Genomic DNA, 20,235 nt, shown 5'->3' on the forward strand with positions numbered 1-20,235 from the left:
AGCCATTGATGACTGAATCGAACGACACGCCTGTCCAGCCGGACGAAGGCGACGAGCGCCAACACCGCCGCATCAAGAGTTTCGTGATGCGCGCCGGGCGCATGACCGAAGGCCAGCAACGCGGCCTGGACCAGGGCGCGCCGCTGTACGTGCTGCCGCTGGCCGATGCGCCGGTCGATTACGACCAGGTGTTCGGCCGCTCGGCGCCGCGCTCGCTGGAAATCGGTTTCGGCATGGGCCACTCGCTGCTGGAAATGGCCGCTGCTGCTCCAGAGCAGGATTTCATCGGTGTTGAAGTGCACCGTCCGGGTGTCGGCGCGCTGCTCAATGGCGTGCTGACCCAAGGGCTGACCAACCTGCGGGTCTACGATTGCGACGCGATCGAAGTGCTCAACCGCTGCATCGCCGACAACAGCCTCGATCGCCTGATGCTGTTTTTCCCGGATCCGTGGCACAAGAGCCGCCACCACAAGCGCCGCATCGTCCAGGCCTCGTTCGCCGAACTGGTGCGCAGCAAGTTGAAGGTTGGCGGCATTCTGCACATGGCCACCGACTGGGAACCGTACGCCGAGTACATGCTGGAAGTGATGAACGTCGCCCCCGGCTACCGCAACCTTGCCGAAGACGGCAAATGCGTCCCACGCCCTGCCGAACGCCCGATCACCAAGTTCGAACGCCGCGGCGAACGTCTTGGCCATGGCGTGTGGGATCTGAAGTTCGAGAAGATCGCTTAAGCATCACGCAATAAAAAACTGTGGGAGCGAGCCTGCTCGCGAAAGCGGATGTTCATTCAACACTGATGTTGACTGACACACCGTATTCGCGAGCAGGCTCGCTCCCACATTTTGTTTCGGGGTGTTTGCGAAGTCAGCGGCGATCAGCAACCACGCCGATCAGCACCAGTACCACCAGCAACACCGGCGCCAGGCTGTAGTTGTTGAACTGGCTCAGGCCTTTGATCACCCATGGCGTGGCGTAGATCAGCGCGGCGCCGCTGCCAATCAGGCAGAGCAGGGCCATCAGGGGCACGCGCAGGGCGCCGGCGATGCTGCCCAGGCGTTGCTCGACCCAGCCTTTGAAGTCAGCGCCGAACAGCACCAGCAGGCAACCGACCAGCGCCAGAGCGATTTCCGAGAGATTGCTGCGGCTCCAGCGGGAGACGGTGGCCAGCAGGTCGAGTATCAAATCCATGCGTTTTCCCTTTGAGCTGAAGTCAGTTCAGAAATTGTTGCAGCAAGTCGTTGAGGAACAGCTGGCCGCGTTCGGTCGCCGCCAGGCGTGACGGTTCGACCTGCAACAGGCCGCTTTGTTCGGCCTCGCGGCGGCCTTCGGCGAGGGTCTCCAGCGACAGGCCGGTGCGTTCCGGATACAGGCGCGATTCGACCCCGGCGGTCAGGCGCAGGGCGTTCATCAGGAACTCGAACGGCATCTCGTCATTGCTCAGGGATTTCTCGCCGGCCTGAAAGCTTTTCGCCGGGTTCAGATAATCCTTCGGCAGGCGGGTTTTCCATGTGCGCACGATGCGCCCGTCCGGGTGGCTCAACTTGCCATGGGCACCGGCGCCAATGCCGATGAAGTCGCCAAAACTCCAGTAATTGAGGTTATGTCGCGCCGGGCGACCGGCCTGGGCATACGCCGACACTTCGTATTGCGCGTAACCGTGCTCGGCCAGTAGCGCTTGGCCGGCTTCCTGAATGTCCCACAGCGTGTCGTCTTCCGGCAGCACTGGCGGCTGGTTCCAGAACACCGTGTTCGGCTCCAGCGTCAGTTGATACCAGGAAATGTGCGTCGGCTTCAGCGCGATGGCCTGGCGCAGATCGCTCAAGGCATCGTCCAGCGACTGATCGGGCAAACCGTGCATGAGATCGAGATTGAAGTTATCGAACCCGGCCTGCCGGGCCATGCCCGCCGCACGCACGGCTTCGTCACCGTTGTGAATGCGGCCGAGGGCTTCAAGCTTTTCCTGCTGAAAGCTCTGGATACCGATCGACAGCCGATTGATCCCCAGCTTGCGATAGGCGACAAACTTCTCTTGCTCGAAGGTGCCCGGATTCGCCTCAAGGGTGATTTCGATGTCGGCGGCGAACGGGATGCGCTGCTCGACGCCCTGCAACAAACGCCCGAGGGCTTCGGCGCTGAACAGGCTTGGCGTCCCGCCACCAAAGAAAATCGATGTCAGCTCACGGCCGTACACCGCATGCAGATCCTGATCGAGATCGGCCAGCAACGCGTCGACGTATTCCTGCTCCGGCAGCACCGGGCTGGCGGTGTGTGAGTTGAAATCGCAATACGGGCATTTGCGCACACACCACGGGATGTGGATGTACAGCGCCAGGGGCGGCAGGGTTGGCAGCGGTGCCCGAGGCGAGGACGCGGCGCCGCCGATGATCAGCGACGACGCGGAAGAATCAGTGGTCATTTCAAGCCCAGACGCTGGCGCAGCAGATCCATTGCACGGGCGCGGTGGCTGATCTGGTTCTTGTCGGCCGGGCTCAGTTCGGCGCTGGAGCAGTCGCGCTCCGGCACCCAGAACAGTGGATCATAACCGAAGCCATGCTCGCCGCTGGCTGCGTTGAGGATGCGTCCGTGCCACAGGCCTTCGCAGAGGATCGGCAGCGGATCATCGGCGTGGCGCACCAGTGCCAATACACAGACGAACTGCGCGCCGCGCTCGGCTTGTGGCACGTCCTTGAGCGCATCGAGCAGTTTGGCGTTGTTCGCCGCATCGCCCTGGCCGTCGGCGTAACGCGCCGAATAGATGCCCGGTGCGCCGCCGAGGAAGTCCACTGCCAGCCCGGAATCGTCGGCCAGTGCCGGCAGCCCGGAAATGCGCGCGGCGTTGCGGGCCTTGAGGATCGCGTTCTCGACAAACGACAGGCCGGTTTCTTCCGGCTCGACCTTGCTCCATTCGCCAATCGAGCGCAGTTGCACCGAGTCGCCGAGCATGGCCTGGAGTTCTTTGAGTTTGCCGGCGTTATGGCTGGCCAGTACGAGCTGCTTGATGTTCATCATTCGCCGGGAAAGAGTTCTTGGTTGAAATTGATGGTGTTGATCTTGTCGCCATTCTGCACCTTGATTTCAAAGGTGCGGGTTTCCTGCTGCGGCACCGGGTACTGGGCGATGTAGTAGATCGCGCCCTGTTCGGTGACCTGACGGAATTTCAGCGCCACGCTGTTGCTGGTCAGGTCCTTGATCGTGCCGGTGACGCTGGCGATCACCGGTTTGCCGTCCTTGACCACCGAGACGTTGATCACGCCCTGGTTCTTGCTGCGGATCAGCTCGGCAGCCTTGGCGATGTCCGGTTGCAGGAACGTCGAGTTGAAGGTGTTGTAGTGCACCGTGATGTCGCCGAAGGTTTCCTTGCGTTCACCTTTGATGACGTCCGCCGCCATGGCGCTGGCGCTCAGGCAGGCGGTGAGTAACAGCAACGCTAGACGACTCATGTTCGTGCTCCTTCAAATGCCCAGACTCAGACCGCGACTCGGTGGTCCGCCAGCTGCGGACTGCTGACGCGGTAGATACCGATTTCACCTAACAGATTAGGCCATAGCTTACTGGCCCACCCGTGACGGTGCTGTTGATCCACGGCAAGCCGATCAATGACCTTCGCGTCACGTTCGCGGCACAGTTCTTCGAAATCCTCGAAGGTGCAGAAGTGGATGTTCGGCGTGTTGTACCAGGTGTAGGGCAGGAACTCCGAGACCGGCATACGGCCCTTGCTCGCCAGGTACCAGCGGCAGCGCCAGTGGCCGAAGTTGGGGAAGGTGATAATGCACTGGCGACCGACCCGGAGCATTTCGTCGAGGATCCTGTCCGGGTAATGCACCGCTTGCAGGGCCTGGGTCATGACGACGATGTCGAAACTGTTGCTGGCAAAGTTGCCCAGGCCTTTGTCCAGATCCTGCTCGATGACGTTGATGCCCTTGGCCACGCACTCGGCGATATTGTCGGCGTCGTTTTCCAGGCCATAACCGGTGACGTTCTTGTTGTCGCGCAGCCAGGTCAGCAGCTCGCCGTCACCGCAACCGAGGTCGAGGACGCGGCTGCCGGCGGGGATCCATTCCTGGATGATTTCCAGATCAGCTCTCATGGCTTTCTCACAACGAAATGCGGTTCATGTAATTGCCGAATGCCTGCAAGTAACGCGGGATCGGAATCAGGAAGGCGTCGTGGCCTTGGGGCGCGTCGATTTCCAGATAACTGACGTCCTTGCGCGCAGCCATCAGCGCATCCACCAGTTCCCGCGAGCGCGCAGGGGAGAAGCGCCAGTCGGTGGTGAACGACATCACGCAGAATTTTGCCGTAGCGTTTTCAAAGGTTTTCGCCAGATCATCGTCGAAGTTCGCCGCCGGATCGAAGTAATCCAGCGCTTTGGTCATCAACAGATAGGTGTTGGCATCGAAGCGCCCGGAGAACTCTTCGCCCTGATAACGCAGGTAGCTCTCGACCTGAAACTCGACACTGTGGAAGTCGTAGTTGAGCTTTTCGCTCTTCAGGCCACGGCCGAATTTCTCACCCATGGAGTCGTCGGACAGATAGGTGATGTGCCCGACCATGCGCGCCAGCATCAGCCCGCGCTTGGGGATCACGCCGGCTTCCTGGAACGAACCACCGTGGAATTCCGGGTCGGTGAGGATCGCCTGACGCGCGACTTCGTTGAAGGCGATGTTCTGCGCCGACAGTTTCGGCGCCGAGGCGATCGCCAGACAGTGCCGCACGCGATCCGGGTAGGTGATGGTCCATTGCAACGCCTGCATGCCGCCGAGGCTGCCGCCGATCACCGCTGCCCACTGGCCGATGCCGAGCAAATCAGCGAGGCGCGCCTGGCTGTGCACCCAGTCTTCGACGGTGAGCACCGGGAAATCAGCGCCGAACGGCTTGCCGGTCTCCGGGTTGATGCTGCTCGGCCCGGTGGAGCCGTTGCAGCCGCCGAGGTTGTTCAGGCTGACCACGAAGAATTTATTGGTGTCGATCGGCTTGCCGGGGCCGATGCAGCTGTCCCACCAACCGGGCTTGCGGTCGTCGACGTTGTGATAGCCGGCAGCGTGGTGGTGACCGGACAAGGCGTGGCAGATCAGCACGGCGTTGCTCGCCTGAGCGTTCAGCGTGCCGTAGGTTTCATAGATCAGGTCATAAGCGGCCAGCGAACGGCCACAGGCCAGCGCCAGCGGCTCGCTGAAATGCGCGGTTTGTGGCGTTACCAGGCCAACAGAATCGGCGGGAAAGGCAGTTGGCATCGACCCTGCTCTCGTTGAAATGAGGCGTAAGTCTAAAGACCGGGGGGGTTAGCGGCAAGCAACGATCAGGTCCGGCGTTTTCGCTTCGAATCGAGGTGCAGCCATTCGCGAGCAGGCTCGCTCCCACAGTTGAAATGCATTCCAATGTGGGAGCGAGCCTGCTCGCGAAAAAGGCGACTCGGTCAGTCAGACCGAACGCACTCGGTTACATCAGCAAACGCAGAATCTCCGGCATCATCGTCATCGCCGCCAAATTGTTGATCACCAGCATGTCGATCAGTTTGAGTGCAAGGAAGGCGAAGATCGGCGACAGGTCCAGGCCGCCGAGGTTTGGCAGGAAGCGGCGGAACGGTGCCAGTGCCGGCTCGCAGATCTGATTGACCAGCTCGGCGCCCGGATTGTGGCTGCCCGGTGCAACCCACGACAGAATCACGCTGATGATCAGGGCGAAGAAGAAGATCTTCAAGAACAGTGCAGTGACGCCGATCAGCGACCAGATCAACAGTTGCAGCGGGTTACCGGTGGTGCCGTAGGTCAGCAGCAGGGTCAGCGCCATCAGCAGCAGTTGCACCAGAATCGCCAGCACCAGCGACGACATGTCGAGGCCGAACAGGCTCGGGATGATCCGGCGCAAAGGTTTGAGCAGCGGCTGGGTGGCCTTGACCACGAACTGGCACAGCGGGTTGTAGAAGTTCGCCCGCACCAGTTGCAGGACGAAGCGCAGCAGCACGATCAGCAGGTACAGGCTGCCGAGGGTTTGCAGCACGTAAACCGCTGCGGTGTTCAATCCGATCATGTAAGGCTCCTTATTTGCCCAGTTGTTCGGCCATTTCGGCCGAGCGGTGCGCGGCGGCGCCGAGTGCGGTTTCAACCAGCGCTTGGAAGCCGCCAGCCTGGAATGATTTGATAGCAGCTTCCGTGGTGCCATTCGGCGAGGTCACGCGGCGGCGCAGTTCGGCCGCGTCGACATCGCTGGACACTGCCATGTGCGCGGCGCCCAAGGCAGTCTGCACGGTCAGTTGCTCAGCGATTGCTTTCGGCAGGCCCAGTTTGACGCCAGCGGCGGTCATGGCTTCGATCAGCAGGAAGAAGTACGCCGGGCCGGAGCCGGACACTGCGGTGACTGCGTCCAGTTGCTGTTCTTCGTCCAGCCACAGGGCGATGCCGACGGCGGACAGCAGCTCTTCGGCTTGCTGACGCTGCTGGGCGGTGACTTCACTGGTCGCGTACAGACCGCTGACACCCTGACGCAGCAGCGCCGGAGTATTGGGCATGCAGCGCACGATCGGCTGCTCGCCGAGCCATGCGGTCATGCTCGCGCAGGTGATGCCAGCGGCAATCGACACCACCAGTTGATTGGGCTGCAGGCTTGGGCGAATCGCCTCGCACACGGCTTTCATCGCCTGTGGCTTGACCGCCAGGACGATGACATCGACGCCGTCGATGGCCTGGGCGTTGTCAGCGAAGGTTTCGATGCCGTGTTCGGCGCTGACCTTGGCACGGGTTTCTTCGCCCGGATCGCTGGCGCGGATCTGCGCCGCTTCCAGACCCTTGGCGCGCAAGCCGCCAATCAGACTGGCCGCCATGTTGCCCGCACCGATAAACGCAATACGTGTGTTGCTCATGTGTGGTCCTTATCTGGAAACGTTCAAGACTGGGAATAATCTCTGGCGCCAAACAGCGCGGTACCGATCCGCACCCAGGTGGCTCCTTGGGCGATGGCCGACTCGAGGTCGTGGCTCATGCCCATCGACAGTGTGTCGAGCGGCAGATCGAGGCTCGCCTGCAATGCCTGCACGGCGGCGAAGGCAGCGTCCTGTTCGGCGCGCTCCTCGGTCGGCTCGGGAATCGCCATCAGTCCGCGCAGCTTCAAGCGTGGCAACGCGCTGATGGCCTCGGCCAGCGCTGGCAGATCGGCCGGGGTGCAACCGGATTTGCTCGCCTCGCCGCTGACATTGACCTGAATGCAGATGTTCAGTGGCGGCAGTTCGGGCGGACGTTGTTCGGACAGGCGTTGGGCAATTTTCAGACGATCCACGGAGTGCACCCAGTCGAAATGCTCGGCAATCGCGCGAGTCTTGTTCGATTGAATGGGGCCGATGAAGTGCCAGATCAAGGGCAGGTCGGCCAGCTCCAGCTGTTTGCCCAAGGCTTCCTGCAAGTAGTTCTCGCCGAAGTCGCGCAGGCCGGCGGCGTAGGCTTCGCGCAGGGCCTGGGCGGGTTTGGTCTTGCTCACGGCGAGCAAATGGATGCTGTTTTCGTCGCGGTGCGCGGCTTTGGCCGCTGCCTGGATGCGCGAACTAACCTGAAGGATGTTGTCTGCTATCGTGGACATCAAGAGGCGCCGGCGGTCTGTAGGTTCGCGGCATTCTACTGGAATTGAGGGACGCTATGGATATCACTGAATTGCTGGCCTTCAGCGCCAAACAGGGCGCTTCCGACCTGCACCTGTCGGCCGGCCTGCCGCCGATGATCCGCGTCGATGGCGACGTGCGACGGATCAATCTGCCGGCGCTGGATCACAAGCAAGTGCACGATCTGATCTACGACATCATGAACGACACCCAGCGCATCGAATTCGAGAAAAATCTGGAAACGGATTTTTCCTTCGATGTACCCGGCGTGGCGCGCTTTCGCGTCAACGCCTTTAACCAGAACCGTGGTGCCGGCGCTGTGTTCCGTACCATTCCGTCGAAAGTGCTGAGCATGGAAGACCTCGCCATGGGCGATGTTTTCCGCAAGATCACCGATGCGCCGCGCGGGCTGGTGCTGGTCACCGGGCCGACCGGCTCCGGCAAATCGACCACGCTGGCGGCGATGATCGATTACCTCAACACTCATCGCCATCACCATATCCTCACCATTGAAGACCCCATCGAGTTCGTTCACGAATCGCGCAAATGCCTGATCAATCAGCGCGAAGTCCATCGTGATACCCGCAGCTTCGCCACCGCACTGCGTTCGGCGCTGCGTGAAGATCCGGACGTGATTCTGGTTGGCGAGATGCGTGATCTGGAAACCATCCGCCTGGCGCTGACCGCCGCCGAGACCGGGCATCTGGTGTTCGGCACGCTGCACACGACCTCGGCGGCGAAGACCATCGACCGCGTGGTCGACGTGTTTCCCGGCGACGAGAAGTCGATGGTCCGTTCGATGCTGTCGGAGTCGTTGCTGGCGGTGGTGTCGCAGACGTTGATCAAGAAGATCGGCGGCGGGCGGGTGGCGGCGCATGAAATCATGCTCGGGACGTCGGCGATCCGTAACCTCATTCGCGAGGACAAGGTGGCGCAGATGTATTCGGCGATTCAGACCGGTGGGTCGTTGGGGATGCAGACACTCGATATGTGCCTGAAGGATCTGGTGACCAAGGGCTTGATCAGCCGCGAGCATGCGCGGGAGAAGGCGCGTACGCCGGATAATTTCTGAGGGTCGCTGGTGCGGCTGCCGGCCCCTTCGCGAGCAGGCTCGCTCCCACATCAAACCGCATCCCTTCAGCTGGAATGCATTCTTCTGTGGGAGCGAGCCTGCTCGCGAAAAAGGCCGGTACTAATGAAGCTGATTCAGGAGATCAAACAGCTCAGCGCTGGACTACGCGCATCTGCTGTTGTTCTTTCGGCAACACGCGCTTGGCGACGACGTAATGCTTCTCCCAGTACGGCTTGTTCAGCGTGTCGATGCTCACCGCTTTGCCACGACGCGGTGCGTGGATGAAGCGGTCGTTGCCCAGGTAGATGGCAACATGGTTGACCCGGCGGCTCTTGATGTTGAAGAAAATCAGGTCGCCCGGCTTCAGATCCTTGCGTTCGACCTTCTCGCCGTGACCGCTGGCCATGGCGTTGGAGGTGCGTGGCAGGTCGAACGTAGCGTCGTTGAACGCATATTTCACCAGACCGCTGCAATCGAAGCCTTTACTTGGGCTGCTGCCGCCCCAACGATAAGGTGTACCGAGGACGTTTACCGCACGGCTCAGCACATTGCTGCTTTCCTTGCTCGCCATCGGTGGCACCAGCTTGCTGCGGCTCTTGCTGCTCAGCGTGGTGGTCTTGGACTTGCTGCTTTTGCTCGATGGAGCCGAAGCATGGGATTTCGGGGTGAAGCCGTTGACGTTGGGAAGACGTTGCTCACGATTGGTGGCGTGGGCGGCCAGTGGCATTAATAGGCAAATAGTCAGCCATGTCTTGAAAAATGGTCGCATTAGGCGTGGCTCGTAAGTGATAGCGCGCAACTTTATAACAGCTTTTTTTGCCGTTCCGAGGCCGTTCATCGATTCATAGCGCTGGCTACGGAACCAAAAACGCTCAAAAAGTACGCAATTGTCCGACAGAAGTCAGGTTCTACAAGGGTTTCGCGCTAGCAACGGTAACATTTGCCATACGTCGGCCACCTGTAAAAAAGTCACAAAGAAATGAAGAATATTTATCTATCGAGTTCAATGAGGTCTTAATGAACAGCTATCAGCTACCCCGCGTGAAGGAAAAAGACACTCACAGCAAAGTTATCGGCTACCTGCTTTGGATTTTCGGATTCACGGGAGCGCACCGCTTTTATTACGGCAAGCCGGTGACCGGGACGATCTGGTTCTTCACCTTCGGTTTGCTGGGGATTGGCTGGCTGATCGACGTATTCCTGATCCCGGCGATGGATCGCGAAGCCGACCTGCGCTTTGCTGCCGGGCCGATCGAGTACAACGTCGCGTGGATCCTGCTGACTTTCCTCGGCGTGTTCGGCGTGCACCGCATGTACCAAGGCAAGTGGATCAGCGGTTTGCTATATCTGCTGACGGGCGGGTTGTTCTTTATTGGTGTGCTGTATGACTTCTGGACCCTGAACGATCAGGTGTCGGTGCGCAACGCGCAGAATCGCGGCGCCTTCCAGTAAGTTGTGGCGAGGGGATTTATCCCCGTTGGGCCGCGAAGCGGTCCTGAATCCGAGAACGCGGTGGATTTGTTCCACCGCGTGCAATGGCTTCGCGACTGCTACGCAGCCGAGCGGGGATAAATCCCCTCGCCACAATCTTCCTCAAGTCAAGCCTGGTGTGTAATCCGCCCATCCACCAGCGTATAGCGCACCACACCCGGCAGGCTGTGCCCGATGAACGGGCAGTTCTCGCCCTTCGACAGCCAGTGCTCGCCGGCTACCGTCGAAGACTTCGGATCGAACAGCACGATATCCGCCGCACCACCTACCGCCAGTTTGCCCGCCGGCAGACGCAGCGCTTCGGCCGGGCCTGCGCTGAGACGTGCCAGCAGCGTCGGCAAGTCGAGCAAACCATCCTCGACCAGCGTCATCGCCAGCGGCAGCAGCAACTCAACACTGCTGATGCCCGGCTCGGTGGCGCCGAACGGGGCCAGTTTGGCGTCGCGCTCGTGGGGCTGGTGGTGGCTGGAGATGGCCGAGACCACCCCGGATTTCACCGCCTCACGCAGGCCATCGCGGTCGGCGCGGGTGCGCAGCGGCGGTTGCACGTGATAGAGGCTGTTGAAGTCGATCAGCGCTTCGTCAGTCAGAATCAACTGATACAGCGCCACATCGGCAGTGACTTTCAGACCACGGGCCTGCGCCTGAGCAATCAGGGCAACACCGCGCGCACTGGTCAACTGGCTGAAATGCGCACGCACGCCGGTCTGCTCGACCAGCAGCAGATCGCGGGCGAGCGCCACGGTTTCGGCGGTTTCCGGGATGCCCGGCAGGCCAAGGAAACTGGCGACCGCGCCTTCGTGGGCGAGACCGCCCTCGGCCAGATCGTGATCCTGCGAGTTGAAGATCACCGTCAGGTCGAAAGTCGCCGCGTATTCCAGCGCCCGGCACAGGGTGCGGCTGTTGCGGAAGCTTTCCAGGCCGTTGCCGAACGCCACGCAACCAGCGTCGCGCAGGGCCACCAGTTCGGCCAGTTGCTCACCATCGAGACCTTTGCTCAGTGCGCCAATCGGGAACACCTTGGCGTTGCCGGCTTCGCGGGCGCGGTCGAGGATCAGCTCAGCCACGGCCGAGGTGTCGAGCACCGGTTTGGTCTTCGGCGGGCAGCACAGGCTGGTCACGCCACCGGCAGCGGCCGCGCGGGTTTCGCTGACGATCGAGCCTTTGCGGCTGTAGCCCGGCTCGCGCAGGGCAACGTTGAGGTCTACCAGGCCAGGCGCGGCCACCAGGCCATGCGCGTCGATGGTTTCTACTGCGCTGAAACCGGCCGGCGCGGCGCCGAGGGCGACGATCTTGCAGGCTTCAACGTGGATGTCGGTGATTTGATCCAGGCCGCTGCTGGGATCGATGACGCGTGCGCCGAGAATGCTGAGCTTCACTGGGCGTTCTCCTGCTCGAATTGACGTTGCGCAGTCTGCCCGCTCATGGCCATGGACAGCACGGCCATACGAATCGCGATGCCGTAGGTCACTTGATTGAGGATCACCGAGTGCGGGCCGTCGGCCACCGCCGACTCGATCTCCACGCCACGGTTGATCGGCCCCGGGTGCATCACGATGCAATCGGGTTTGGCCCCGGCCAGACGCGCAGTGGTCAGGCCGAACAGGCGATAGAACTCGCCTTCGCTGGGCAGCAGGCCGCCGGTCATGCGCTCGCGCTGCAGGCGCAGCATGATCACCACGTCGACGTCTTTCAGGCCTTCAGCCATGTCGGTATAGACCTTGACGCCGTATTGCTCGATGCCGATCGGCAGCAGGGTTTTCGGCGCGATCACGCGGATGTCCGGGCAGCCGAGGGTTTTCAGCGCGAGCATGTTCGAGCGCGCCACCCGCGAATGCAGGATGTCGCCGACGATCGCCACCGAGAGGTTTTCGAAACCGCCCTTGTGCCGACGGATGGTGAGCATGTCGAGCATGCCCTGGGTCGGGTGCGCATGCCGGCCGTCACCACCGTTGATGATCGCCACTTGCGGGCAGACATGCTCGGCGATGAAGTGCGCCGCGCCCGAGTCGCCGTGGCGCACGACGAACATGTCGGCGGCCATCGCCTCAAGGTTGCGCAGGGTATCGAGCAACGTTTCGCCCTTGCTCGCCGACGATGTCGACACGTTCAGGGTGATCACGTCTGCCGACAACCGTTGGGCCGCCAGTTCAAACGTGGTGCGGGTGCGCGTGGAGTTCTCGAAGAACACGTTGCACACGGTCTTGCCGCGCAGCAACGGGACTTTCTTCACCGCCCGGGCGCCGACTTCAAGGAACGAGTCGGCAGTGTCGAGGATTTCCGTCAGCAACTCGCGGCGCAAGCCGTCGAGCGAGAGGAAGTGGCGCAGCTGGCCCTGATCATTGAGCTGCAGCGGGCGCTTGGTATCTAGAGGCGTCATCGCGAGGGGGACTCTCAATAGGGCGGATTAAAGGGTGACGTCTTGCAGTTCGAGCGTCAGCGGCTCGGGGCCGGACAACTTGACCCGCTGGTTGCCGGCCAGGGTCAGGGTGGCGCCGACCACGTTCGGGCGGATTGGCAACTCGCCGGCGTCCAGGTCCAGCAGGCAGACCAGCGTCACGCTGGCCGGGCGGCCGTAATCGAACAGTTCATTCATGGCGGCGCGGATGGTCCGACCGCTCATCAGCACGTCGTCGATCAGCACCAGATGCTGGCCTTCGATCTCGAAGGGCAGGGCGGAAGGGCGCACTTGCGGGTGCAGGCCGTTCTGGCTGAAGTCATCGCGATAGAAGGACACGTCCAGCGTACCCAGTGGCGCATCGCTGGCCAGCTCCTTGAGCAGCGCCTGCGCGACCCAGATGCCGCCGGTGCGGATGCCGATGTAACGCGGTTCGCTGATGTCACGCTGGGCAAGGTGCGCCTTGAGGCGGGTCGCCATCTGGCTGATCAGATCGGCGGGATTGGGCAGGCTCATGGTTGCTCCTTCGTGATTCCGCGCTGCGTCCTGCCGGACGAAGCTCGGTTTATAACCAAAAGAAAAGCGCCGAAGCGCTTGTCAGGATTCAAACAATGCAGTGTTTTCATCGAGCCAGCCCTGCAGCAGCAGGGCGGCGGCGATGGCGTCCACCGGGTTGTCGCGGTAACTGCCTTTCTGCCCGCCACGCACCAGTCGCTCGCCCTTGGCTTCGAAGGTGGTCAGGCGTTCGTCGTGGGTATAGAAGGGCAGGTTGTAGCGGCCGTTGAGGCGGCGGGCGAATTTCTCCGCGCGTACGCACATCTCGCTCGGCGTGCCGTCCATGTTCAGCGGCAGGCCGACGACCACGGCGTCGGGTTTCCATTCCTTGATCAGCGCTTCGACCTGATTCCAGTTCGGCACGCCGTTCTGCGCTTTCAGGGTGCACAGTTCGCGGGCCTGGCCGGTAATCACCTGGCCGACCGCGACGCCGATCTGTTTGGTGCCGTAGTCGAAGCCGAGAATCAGGCGCAGGGCCATCAGGCGTGACCTGCCTGGCTGGTGAGCAGATTGAGATCGATGCCCAAGTGCCGCGCCGCCGCTTCCAGGCGCAATTCGCTGCGGGTATTGAACAGAATGTCGGCGTTGAACGGGCAGGTCAGCCAGGCGTTGTCGGCCAGTTCAGCTTCCAGCTGCCCGGCCTCCCAGCCGGCGTAACCGAGGGTGATCAGGCTCTGCGCGGGGCCGACGCCGTCGGCGATGGCGAACAGCACGTCCTGCGACGTCGACAGGGCCAGGTCGCCGTCCAGCTGCGCGGTGGCCTGGAAAGTCTGGCCCGCCGGGTGCAGGACGAAACCGCGATCGGTCTGCACCGGCCCGCCGATGAAGATCGGCACATCCTGGCAGCGCGCGGGCGGCTCGATGTCCGGGCGCAACTGTTCGAGGATGTCGGCCAGGTTCAAGTCTTGCGGCCTGTTGACCACCAGCCCCATCGCGCCATTGGCCGTGTGCTCGACGATGTAGGTCAAGGTGTGGGCAAAGTTCGGGTCGGCCATGTGTGGCATGGCGATCAGGAAGTGATGCTTGAGGTAGCTGGGGCTGACGTTTTTCATGAGCGCTAGTGTGGCGTTCGAGGGGCGAACTGACAAGCTGGAGATGTAAGCAACACACCGATCAACTGTAGGAGTGAGCCTGCTCGCGATAGCTGAGTGTCAGCCAAATATTCAGGTTCTGGCACACCACTATCGCGAGCAGGCTCACTCCTACAAGGGATTTGCGGTGTGTCAGTTGCTGGAGAGCTTGTCGCCCCGGGCAAATTTCCAGGTGCGGATGATTTCCAGGCGGTCGATGTCCGACAGATCGCCGGTAAACGGTGCAAACGGTGCGGCCAGGCGGACGATGCGCTGCGCCGCCTGATCAAGCAGCGGCTGGCCGGAGGATTCCAGCACCAGCACTTCATACAGCGAACCGTCGCGGTTGATCGAGACCATCAGGCGCAAATTACCGTAGATCTGCTTGCGTCGCGCTTCTTCGGGATAGTTGAGGTTGCCGATGCGCTCGACCTTCTTGCGCCAGTCGTCCTTGTACCAGGCGCCCTTGTCGCGCATGGTCGAGGCCGCGCTCAAGCGGTGGATGCGTGGGCGTTTGGCGTAAAGCTGTTGTTCCTTGGCCAGCTCCGCCTCAAGGCTGGCGATGTCGCTGGACAACTGCGAGCTGTCGAACGCCGGCGCGTCGACGGTCGGTTTGACTTCGGTTTTGCTTTCTTCTTTCTTGGTCGGCGCTTTCTTTGGTTTCGGCGCGACGGTGGTCACCGCTGCTTTCGGTGCGGCTTCCTGCACCTCTGGCTTGGCCGCGGGCGGCGGGGTGACCTTTTTCACCTGATTGTCCTGGAACGGCGCGACTTCGGTGGTCTTGGGCAGGGCTTTCTTGTCCAGCGTGCCGCTGCCTTCCTGGTTTTCCTGAGCGAGAAAATCTGCCTTTTCCGGTTTCTTCTCGGCCTTGAAGGTGGCCAGGGTGATTTCCAGGGTTTTGCTGATCTGCTGCGGCTCGACCATGGTAAAGCCGACGCCGAGCAGCAGCGCCAGGTGAATCAGCGCCGCGAGAAACAGGGTAAAACCGAGGCGATCGGCCGGGCGCACGCCACGATGGGCGAGTTCAGCAGGCAGATCGGACGGAAGAGTCATCGTAGAAAAACCAACATCGCGTTTTTTTGGGCTCGGCATGATAACGCAATGTTGGTTTTTAGCTGCAAGCGACTAGCTTCAAGCGACAAGCTGCATAGGGGCAGCTTCAAGCTTCAAGCTTCAAGCTTCAAGCTTCAAGCTTCAAGCTTCAAGCTGACGCGGGCCGGCTTCAAGCTTGTGGCTTGCGGCTCGAAGCTTGCAGCTGCTTTTCGATAGCATCCATGAGCATGCCGCCGATGTCAGTGCCGAACGCATTGTCGATTTCACGGATGCAGGTCGGGCTGGTGACGTTGATTTCGGTCAGGTGCTCGCCGATCACGTCGAGGCCGACGAACAGCAGGCCTTTCTCGCGCAGGGTGGGTCCGACCTGGGCGGCGATCCAGCGATCCTTATCGGTCAGCGGACGCGCTTCGCCACGGCCACCGGCGGCGAGGTTGCCACGGGTTTCGCCCATGGCCGGGATCCGCGCCAGGCAATAATCCACCGGCTCGCCATCGATCATCAGGATGCGCTTGTCGCCATCGACGATCGCCGGCAGGTAGCCCTGAATCATGATCTGCTGCTTGCCGTGCAGGGTCAGGGTTTCGAGGATCACCGAGAGGTTCGGGTGGCCGGCGGTGTGGCGGAAGATCGACGAACCGCCCATGCCGTCCAGCGGCTTGAGGATCACGTCACCGTGATGGTCGGCGAACTGACGCAATACGTCCGGGCGGCGGCTGACGATGGTCGGCGGCGTGCACTGCGGAAACAGCGTGGCAAACAGCTTTTCATTGCAGTCGCGCAGGCTCTGCGGCTTGTTCACCACCAGCACGCCGGCGGCTTCGGCCTGTTCCAGCAGGTAAGTGGAGTAGACGAACTCCATGTCGAACGGCGGATCCTTGCGCATCAGGATCACGTCCAGGTCGCTCAGCAGTTTGTCCTGCTCGGCGTCCAGTTCGAACCATTTGTCCGGGTTGGCGAAAACTTTCAGCGGGCTCATCCGCGCTCGCGCCTGGCCCTCGGCCTGATACAGGTCTTTCTGTTCCATGTAGAACAGTTCCCAGCCACGCTTTTGCGCGGCCAGCAGCATGGCCAGCGAGCTATCCTTTTTATAGGAGATGCTGGCGATAGGGTCCATGACAATCCCGACGCGAACGCTCATTGGGTTTTCCTCGAAATTTGGCTACCGGATCGGTATTGAAAAAGTGCCGCCAGAGTGGCGCCGGGCGGGTTTCGGGTCAAGGAAAAACCCGTCGATAGATTGCATCTGGAGACTGTGCTAAAAAGGCTGGCAGATCGCGCCGACCCTTGGCTATCAAGGGTTTCAGGCCATTATTCACAGCAAAACGGACAATTTGATTCGCCAAGGCGACGGTAGAACCCTCTTATGGAACAGCAGTCCAGCGCCTTGAAGGTCATGGTGATCGACGACTCGAAAACGATTCGCCGCACCGCCGAAACATTGTTGAAGAACGTCGGTTGCGAAGTGATCACTGCCATCGACGGTTTCGATGCGCTGGCCAAGATTGCCGACCACCATCCCGGAATCATCTTTGTCGACATCATGATGCCGCGTCTGGACGGTTATCAGACCTGCGCCCTGATCAAGAACAACAGCGCTTTCAAGGCGACGCCGGTAATCATGCTTTCATCCAGGGACGGGCTGTTCGACAAGGCCAAGGGGCGAATTGTCGGCTCTGATCAATTTCTGACCAAACCGTTCAGCAAAGAAGAACTGCTCAACGCGATCCAGGCCCATGTTCCGGGCTTCGCCGCCGTTTTGCCGCAGTAACACACGCAAAGTGACGCTCGGCCAGCGGGCCGGCAGTCGACCAGAAAAATGGGGAAGACCATGGCACGTATCCTGATCGTCGATGATTCGCCGACTGAAATGTACAAACTCACCGGCATGCTCGAAAAGCACGGCCATGAAGTGCTCAAGGCCGAGAACGGCGCCGACGGCGTGGCCCTGGCCCGTCAGGAAAAACCCGACGCCGTGCTGATGGACATCGTCATGCCCGGCCTCAATGGTTTTCAGGCGACCCGCCAGTTGACCAAGGATGCCGACACCGCGCACATCCCGGTGATCATCATCACCACCAAGGATCAGGAAACCGACAAGGTCTGGGGCACCCGTCAGGGCGCCAAGGATTACCTGACCAAACCGGTCGACGAAGACACCCTGATCAAGACCCTGAACAACGTCCTCAAAGGCTGATCGCGCGATCATGAGCGAATCGCTGACTGCGTTCGAACTGCTCTGGCAGATCGACCAGCGCTGCCGCTTGCTGGCGGCGGACCTGCCGTCGCAAGCGGCGCGCCCGGATCGCTGGAGCGGCATTGGCTTTCGCCTCGGCGAGCATTGGTATGTGGCGCCGATGGGTGAAGTCAGCGAAGTTTTGCATGAGCCGCGCTTCACCCAGTTGCCCGGGGTCAAGCCGTGGGTCAAGGGGGTGGCTAACCTTCGCGGGCGGCTGCTGCCGATCATGGACCTGTGCGGGTTTTTCGGCCATGAACTGTCGCCGCTGCGCAAACAGCGGCGGGTATTGGTGGTGGAACATGAAGACGTGTTCGCCGGGGTGATGGTCGACGAGGTGATCGGATTGCAGCATTTCGAACAGGGCAGTTTCGAACCACTGTCGATCAGCAAGCGCCAGGGCTCCAAGGCCGAATTCGTCAAAGGCTATTTCCGCCGCGAACAGAATTGGCGGGTGTTCAGCCTGTTTGCGTTGGCCAAATCCCCGGTGTTCATGGGTGTGGCTCTATAGCACGAACAACAGAACCCATGTGGACGCGGGCCATGTGGCGAGGGGATTTATCCCCGTTGGGTCGCGCAGCGGCCCCAAAAACTGCAATGCCTGACACCGTCAGCGCATGCGATTTTTTTACGACTGCTTCGCAGCCGAACGGGGATAAATCCCCTCGCCACAAGGCTCGCTCCCACAAGGGCCATGGCAGGTTTCATAGGCGAGGACCGATGACAAAAGCAAAAACAGGCAAGTCGGCAGAAGCATCGCGCAGTCGTGCGCAGATCATCGTGCTGTTTATCGCACTGATCGTGTTCATCATGCTGCTGTTCGCCAACTTCGCTTACCTCAACACCCAGGCGAACTACGACAAGCAGTACATCGGCCATGCCGGCGAACTGCGCGTGCTCTCGCAACGCATCGCCAAGAACGCCACCGAAGCGGCCGCTGGCAAGGCGGCCGCATTCAAATTGCTCAGCGATGCGCGCAACGATTTCGCCCAGCGCTGGGGTTACCTGAAAAAGGGAGACCCGAACACCGGCCTGCCACCGGCACCCGCCGCCGTGCGCCCGGAAATGCGTGCGGTGCAGATGGACTGGGAACGCCTGCTGAAAAACACCGATGCGATCCTCACCAGCGAACAGACCGTGCTGTCGCTGCATCAGGTCGCCGCGACACTCGCAGAAACCGTGCCGCAGTTGCAGATCGAATACGAGAAAGTCGTGGAAATCCTCCTCCAGCGCGGCGCTCCAGCGGCGCAGGTGGCGATGGCGCAACGGCAATCGCTACTGGCTGAACGCATTCTTGGCGCGGTCAACACCGTGCTCGCCGGTGACGAAAACTCGCAGCAGGCCGCCGACGCCTTTGGCCGCGATGCCGCGCGTTTCGGTCTGGTGCTCAACGGCATGTTGCAGGGCAACCCGGCGCTGAAAATCAGCCAGGTCGAAGACCGCGACGCCCGTGCGCGTTTGAGCGAAATCTCCGAGCTGTTCCAGTTCGTTTCCGGCTCGGTGGATGAAATCCTCGAAACCTCGCCTGAGCTGTTCAAGGTCCGCGAGTCGGCCAGCAACATCTTCACCCTGTCGCAAACCCTGCTCGACGAAGCTTCGCACCTTGCTACAGGTTTCGAGCACCTGGCCGGCGGGCGCAACACCGACACCATTGGCGGCTATGTGCTGGGCTTGCTTGCGCTGGCCTCGATCATCCTCATCGGCCTGGTCATGGTCCGCGAAACCAATCGCCAACTGCGCGAAACGGCCGAAAAGAACGAGCGCAACCAGAACGCAATCATGCGCCTGCTCGACGAAATCGAAGACCTTGCCGATGGCGACCTCACGGTGACCGCGTCGGTGACCGAAGACTTCACCGGCACCATCGCCGACTCGATCAACTATTCCGTCGACCAGTTGCGCGATCTGGTGGCGACCATCAACCTCACCGCCGGCCAGGTTGCCGCCGCCGTGCAGGAAACCCAGGCCACCGCCATGCACCTGGCCCAGGCCTCGGAGCAACAGGCCCAGCAGATTTCCGAAGCCTCGACGGCGATCAGCGACATGGCCGAATCCATCGATCAAGTCTCGGCCAACGCTGCCGAATCGTCGGCGGTGGCCGAACGCTCGGTGGAAATCGCCAACAAAGGCAACGAGGTGGTGCACAACACCATCCACGGCATGGACAACATTCGCGAACAGATTCAGGACACCGCCAAGCGCATCAAGCGCCTCGGCGAATCGTCCCAGGAAATCGGCGACATCGTCAGCCTGATCGACGACATCGCCGACCAGACCAACATCCTCGCCCTCAACGCGGCGATCCAGGCATCGATGGCCGGGGATGCCGGGCGCGGGTTTGCCGTGGTTGCCGACGAAGTGCAACGGCTGGCCGAACGTTCGTCCGCCGCGACCCGGCAGATCGAAACCCTGGTGCGGGCGATTCAGGCCGACACCAACGAAGCGGTGATTTCCATGGAGCAGACCACCACCGAAGTGGTGCGCGGCGCGCGACTGGCGCAGGATGCCGGTGTGGCCCTGGAAGAAATCGAAGGCGTGTCCAAGACCCTCGCGGCGCTGATCCAGAGCATTTCCAACGCGGCGCAGCAGCAGACCTCTTCGGCCGGGCAGATCTCGCTGACGATGAACGTGATCCAGCAGATCACCTCGCAGACTTCGTCGGGGTCCACGGCCACCGCCGAGAGCATCGGCAACCTGGCGAAAATGGCCAGTCAGCTGCGTCGTTCGGTGTCCGGATTCACCTTGCCGGCGGCGACAGATAAAGCGTGA

At 61.3% G+C, this 20,235-nt stretch carries 24 protein-coding genes; 7 read left to right on the forward strand and 17 right to left on the reverse strand.

The features are described from left to right. The first annotated feature begins 8 nt into the window (after positions 1-8). On the forward strand, positions 9-734 hold the full coding sequence (gene trmB / locus ACMYUN_RS16595; protein WP_024014663.1) for a tRNA (guanosine(46)-N7)-methyltransferase TrmB: 726 nt from the start codon (positions 9-11) through the stop codon (positions 732-734). A 133-nt stretch (positions 735-867) separates the two neighbouring features. Here trmB and ACMYUN_RS16600 read toward each other — a convergent pair whose 3' ends face one another. From ACMYUN_RS16600 to ACMYUN_RS16640, 9 genes are all read right to left on the reverse strand, one after another. Then, positions 868-1,191 carry a DUF3392 domain-containing protein gene (locus ACMYUN_RS16600; protein ID WP_008083808.1) on the reverse strand — a complete coding sequence of 108 codons (324 nt, stop codon included), beginning with the start codon at positions 1,189-1,191 and terminating at the stop codon, positions 868-870. A gap of 22 nt (positions 1,192-1,213) precedes the next feature. Beyond that, the gene (hemW, locus tag ACMYUN_RS16605; RefSeq protein WP_136493113.1) at positions 1,214-2,419 is read right to left on the reverse strand and encodes a radical SAM family heme chaperone HemW; all 1,206 of its coding nucleotides are present in this window, start codon (positions 2,417-2,419) and stop codon (positions 1,214-1,216) included. Further along, positions 2,416-3,012: an RdgB/HAM1 family non-canonical purine NTP pyrophosphatase gene (gene rdgB, locus ACMYUN_RS16610; protein WP_122698589.1), complete on the reverse strand. Its 597-nt coding sequence runs from the start codon at positions 3,010-3,012 to the stop codon at positions 2,416-2,418. Before rdgB ends, hemW begins: the two co-directional genes overlap by 4 nt. Then, positions 3,009-3,443, reverse strand: coding sequence for a DUF4426 domain-containing protein (locus ACMYUN_RS16615; RefSeq protein ID WP_016772726.1), 435 nt, complete (start codon positions 3,441-3,443; stop codon positions 3,009-3,011). The genes rdgB and ACMYUN_RS16615 overlap by 4 nt, the downstream gene beginning before the upstream one ends. A gap of 26 nt (positions 3,444-3,469) precedes the next feature. Beyond that, a complete protein-coding gene (gene metW, locus ACMYUN_RS16620; protein WP_039757544.1) occupies positions 3,470-4,090 on the reverse strand; it encodes a methionine biosynthesis protein MetW in 621 nt (206 codons plus the stop codon). Positions 4,091-4,097: 7 nt separating this feature from the next. Beyond that, positions 4,098-5,237, reverse strand: a complete 1,140-nt coding sequence (gene metX / locus ACMYUN_RS16625; RefSeq protein WP_415761159.1) for a homoserine O-succinyltransferase MetX — start codon at positions 5,235-5,237, stop codon at positions 4,098-4,100. Positions 5,238-5,442: 205 nt separating this feature from the next. Further along, on the reverse strand, positions 5,443-6,033 hold the full coding sequence (locus ACMYUN_RS16630; protein ID WP_039757546.1) for a YggT family protein: 591 nt from the start codon (positions 6,031-6,033) through the stop codon (positions 5,443-5,445). A gap of 10 nt (positions 6,034-6,043) precedes the next feature. After that, the gene (proC, locus tag ACMYUN_RS16635; RefSeq protein ID WP_415761160.1) at positions 6,044-6,862 is read right to left on the reverse strand and encodes a pyrroline-5-carboxylate reductase; all 819 of its coding nucleotides are present in this window, start codon (positions 6,860-6,862) and stop codon (positions 6,044-6,046) included. Between the two features lie 23 nt (positions 6,863-6,885). Further along, positions 6,886-7,572 (reverse strand): YggS family pyridoxal phosphate-dependent enzyme, encoded by a 687-nt coding sequence (locus ACMYUN_RS16640; protein ID WP_129997824.1) that lies wholly within the window; start codon positions 7,570-7,572, stop codon positions 6,886-6,888. 56 nt (positions 7,573-7,628) lie between these two features. On the opposite strand from ACMYUN_RS16640, the gene ACMYUN_RS16645 reads away from it, so the two are divergent. Then, positions 7,629-8,663: a type IV pilus twitching motility protein PilT gene (locus ACMYUN_RS16645; RefSeq protein WP_016772732.1), complete on the forward strand. Its 1,035-nt coding sequence runs from the start codon at positions 7,629-7,631 to the stop codon at positions 8,661-8,663. 151 nt (positions 8,664-8,814) lie between these two features. On the opposite strand, the gene ACMYUN_RS16650 is transcribed toward ACMYUN_RS16645, so the two are convergent. Further along, the gene (locus ACMYUN_RS16650) at positions 8,815-9,432 is read right to left on the reverse strand and encodes a C40 family peptidase (protein ID WP_016772733.1); all 618 of its coding nucleotides are present in this window, start codon (positions 9,430-9,432) and stop codon (positions 8,815-8,817) included. Between the two features lie 248 nt (positions 9,433-9,680). Between ACMYUN_RS16650 and ACMYUN_RS16655 the strand changes: the two genes are divergently transcribed. Continuing rightward, positions 9,681-10,115: an NINE protein gene (locus ACMYUN_RS16655; RefSeq protein ID WP_039757549.1), complete on the forward strand. Its 435-nt coding sequence runs from the start codon at positions 9,681-9,683 to the stop codon at positions 10,113-10,115. 146 nt (positions 10,116-10,261) lie between these two features. Here ACMYUN_RS16655 and ACMYUN_RS16660 read toward each other — a convergent pair whose 3' ends face one another. The 7 genes from ACMYUN_RS16660 to gshB form a co-directional block, all read right to left on the reverse strand. After that, positions 10,262-11,533 (reverse strand): dihydroorotase, encoded by a 1,272-nt coding sequence (locus ACMYUN_RS16660; protein ID WP_415761161.1) that lies wholly within the window; start codon positions 11,531-11,533, stop codon positions 10,262-10,264. After that, entirely contained in the window at positions 11,530-12,534 is a 1,005-nt protein-coding gene (locus ACMYUN_RS16665) for an aspartate carbamoyltransferase catalytic subunit (RefSeq protein ID WP_016772736.1), read from the reverse strand. Before ACMYUN_RS16665 ends, ACMYUN_RS16660 begins: the two co-directional genes overlap by 4 nt. Before the next feature lie 27 nt (positions 12,535-12,561). After that, positions 12,562-13,068, reverse strand: a complete 507-nt coding sequence (pyrR, locus tag ACMYUN_RS16670) for a bifunctional pyr operon transcriptional regulator/uracil phosphoribosyltransferase PyrR (protein WP_024014655.1) — start codon at positions 13,066-13,068, stop codon at positions 12,562-12,564. A gap of 81 nt (positions 13,069-13,149) precedes the next feature. Then, positions 13,150-13,587 (reverse strand): Holliday junction resolvase RuvX, encoded by a 438-nt coding sequence (gene ruvX, locus ACMYUN_RS16675; RefSeq protein ID WP_415761163.1) that lies wholly within the window; start codon positions 13,585-13,587, stop codon positions 13,150-13,152. Then, positions 13,587-14,159 (reverse strand): YqgE/AlgH family protein, encoded by a 573-nt coding sequence (locus tag ACMYUN_RS16680; protein WP_016772739.1) that lies wholly within the window; start codon positions 14,157-14,159, stop codon positions 13,587-13,589. Before ACMYUN_RS16680 ends, ruvX begins: the two co-directional genes overlap by 1 nt. Before the next feature lie 171 nt (positions 14,160-14,330). Next, positions 14,331-15,230 carry an energy transducer TonB gene (locus ACMYUN_RS16685; RefSeq protein WP_329515635.1) on the reverse strand — a complete coding sequence of 300 codons (900 nt, stop codon included), beginning with the start codon at positions 15,228-15,230 and terminating at the stop codon, positions 14,331-14,333. A 169-nt stretch (positions 15,231-15,399) separates the two neighbouring features. Then, on the reverse strand, positions 15,400-16,371 hold the full coding sequence (gene gshB / locus ACMYUN_RS16690) for a glutathione synthase (protein WP_310403419.1): 972 nt from the start codon (positions 16,369-16,371) through the stop codon (positions 15,400-15,402). Between the two features lie 225 nt (positions 16,372-16,596). Here gshB and pilG point away from each other — a divergent pair, with 225 nt between their 5' ends. The 4 genes from pilG to ACMYUN_RS16710 all read left to right on the forward strand — a co-directional run bounded on the left by pilG (position 16,597) and on the right by ACMYUN_RS16710 (position 20,235). Then, a complete protein-coding gene (gene pilG / locus ACMYUN_RS16695; RefSeq protein WP_016772743.1) occupies positions 16,597-17,001 on the forward strand; it encodes a twitching motility response regulator PilG in 405 nt (134 codons plus the stop codon). Between the two features lie 60 nt (positions 17,002-17,061). Next, on the forward strand, positions 17,062-17,427 hold the full coding sequence (gene pilH / locus ACMYUN_RS16700) for a twitching motility response regulator PilH (RefSeq protein ID WP_039757553.1): 366 nt from the start codon (positions 17,062-17,064) through the stop codon (positions 17,425-17,427). Between the two features lie 10 nt (positions 17,428-17,437). Continuing rightward, complete coding sequence (locus ACMYUN_RS16705) at positions 17,438-17,977, forward strand: chemotaxis protein CheW (RefSeq protein ID WP_039757554.1); 540 nt, start codon at positions 17,438-17,440, stop codon at positions 17,975-17,977. Positions 17,978-18,186: 209 nt separating this feature from the next. Further along, a complete protein-coding gene (locus ACMYUN_RS16710; protein WP_415761164.1) occupies positions 18,187-20,235 on the forward strand; it encodes a methyl-accepting chemotaxis protein in 2,049 nt (682 codons plus the stop codon).

It is taken from the genome of Pseudomonas sp. CP4 (assembly GCF_047758505.1).
GTDB classification, from domain to species: domain Bacteria; phylum Pseudomonadota; class Gammaproteobacteria; order Pseudomonadales; family Pseudomonadaceae; genus Aquipseudomonas; species Aquipseudomonas fluorescens_AO.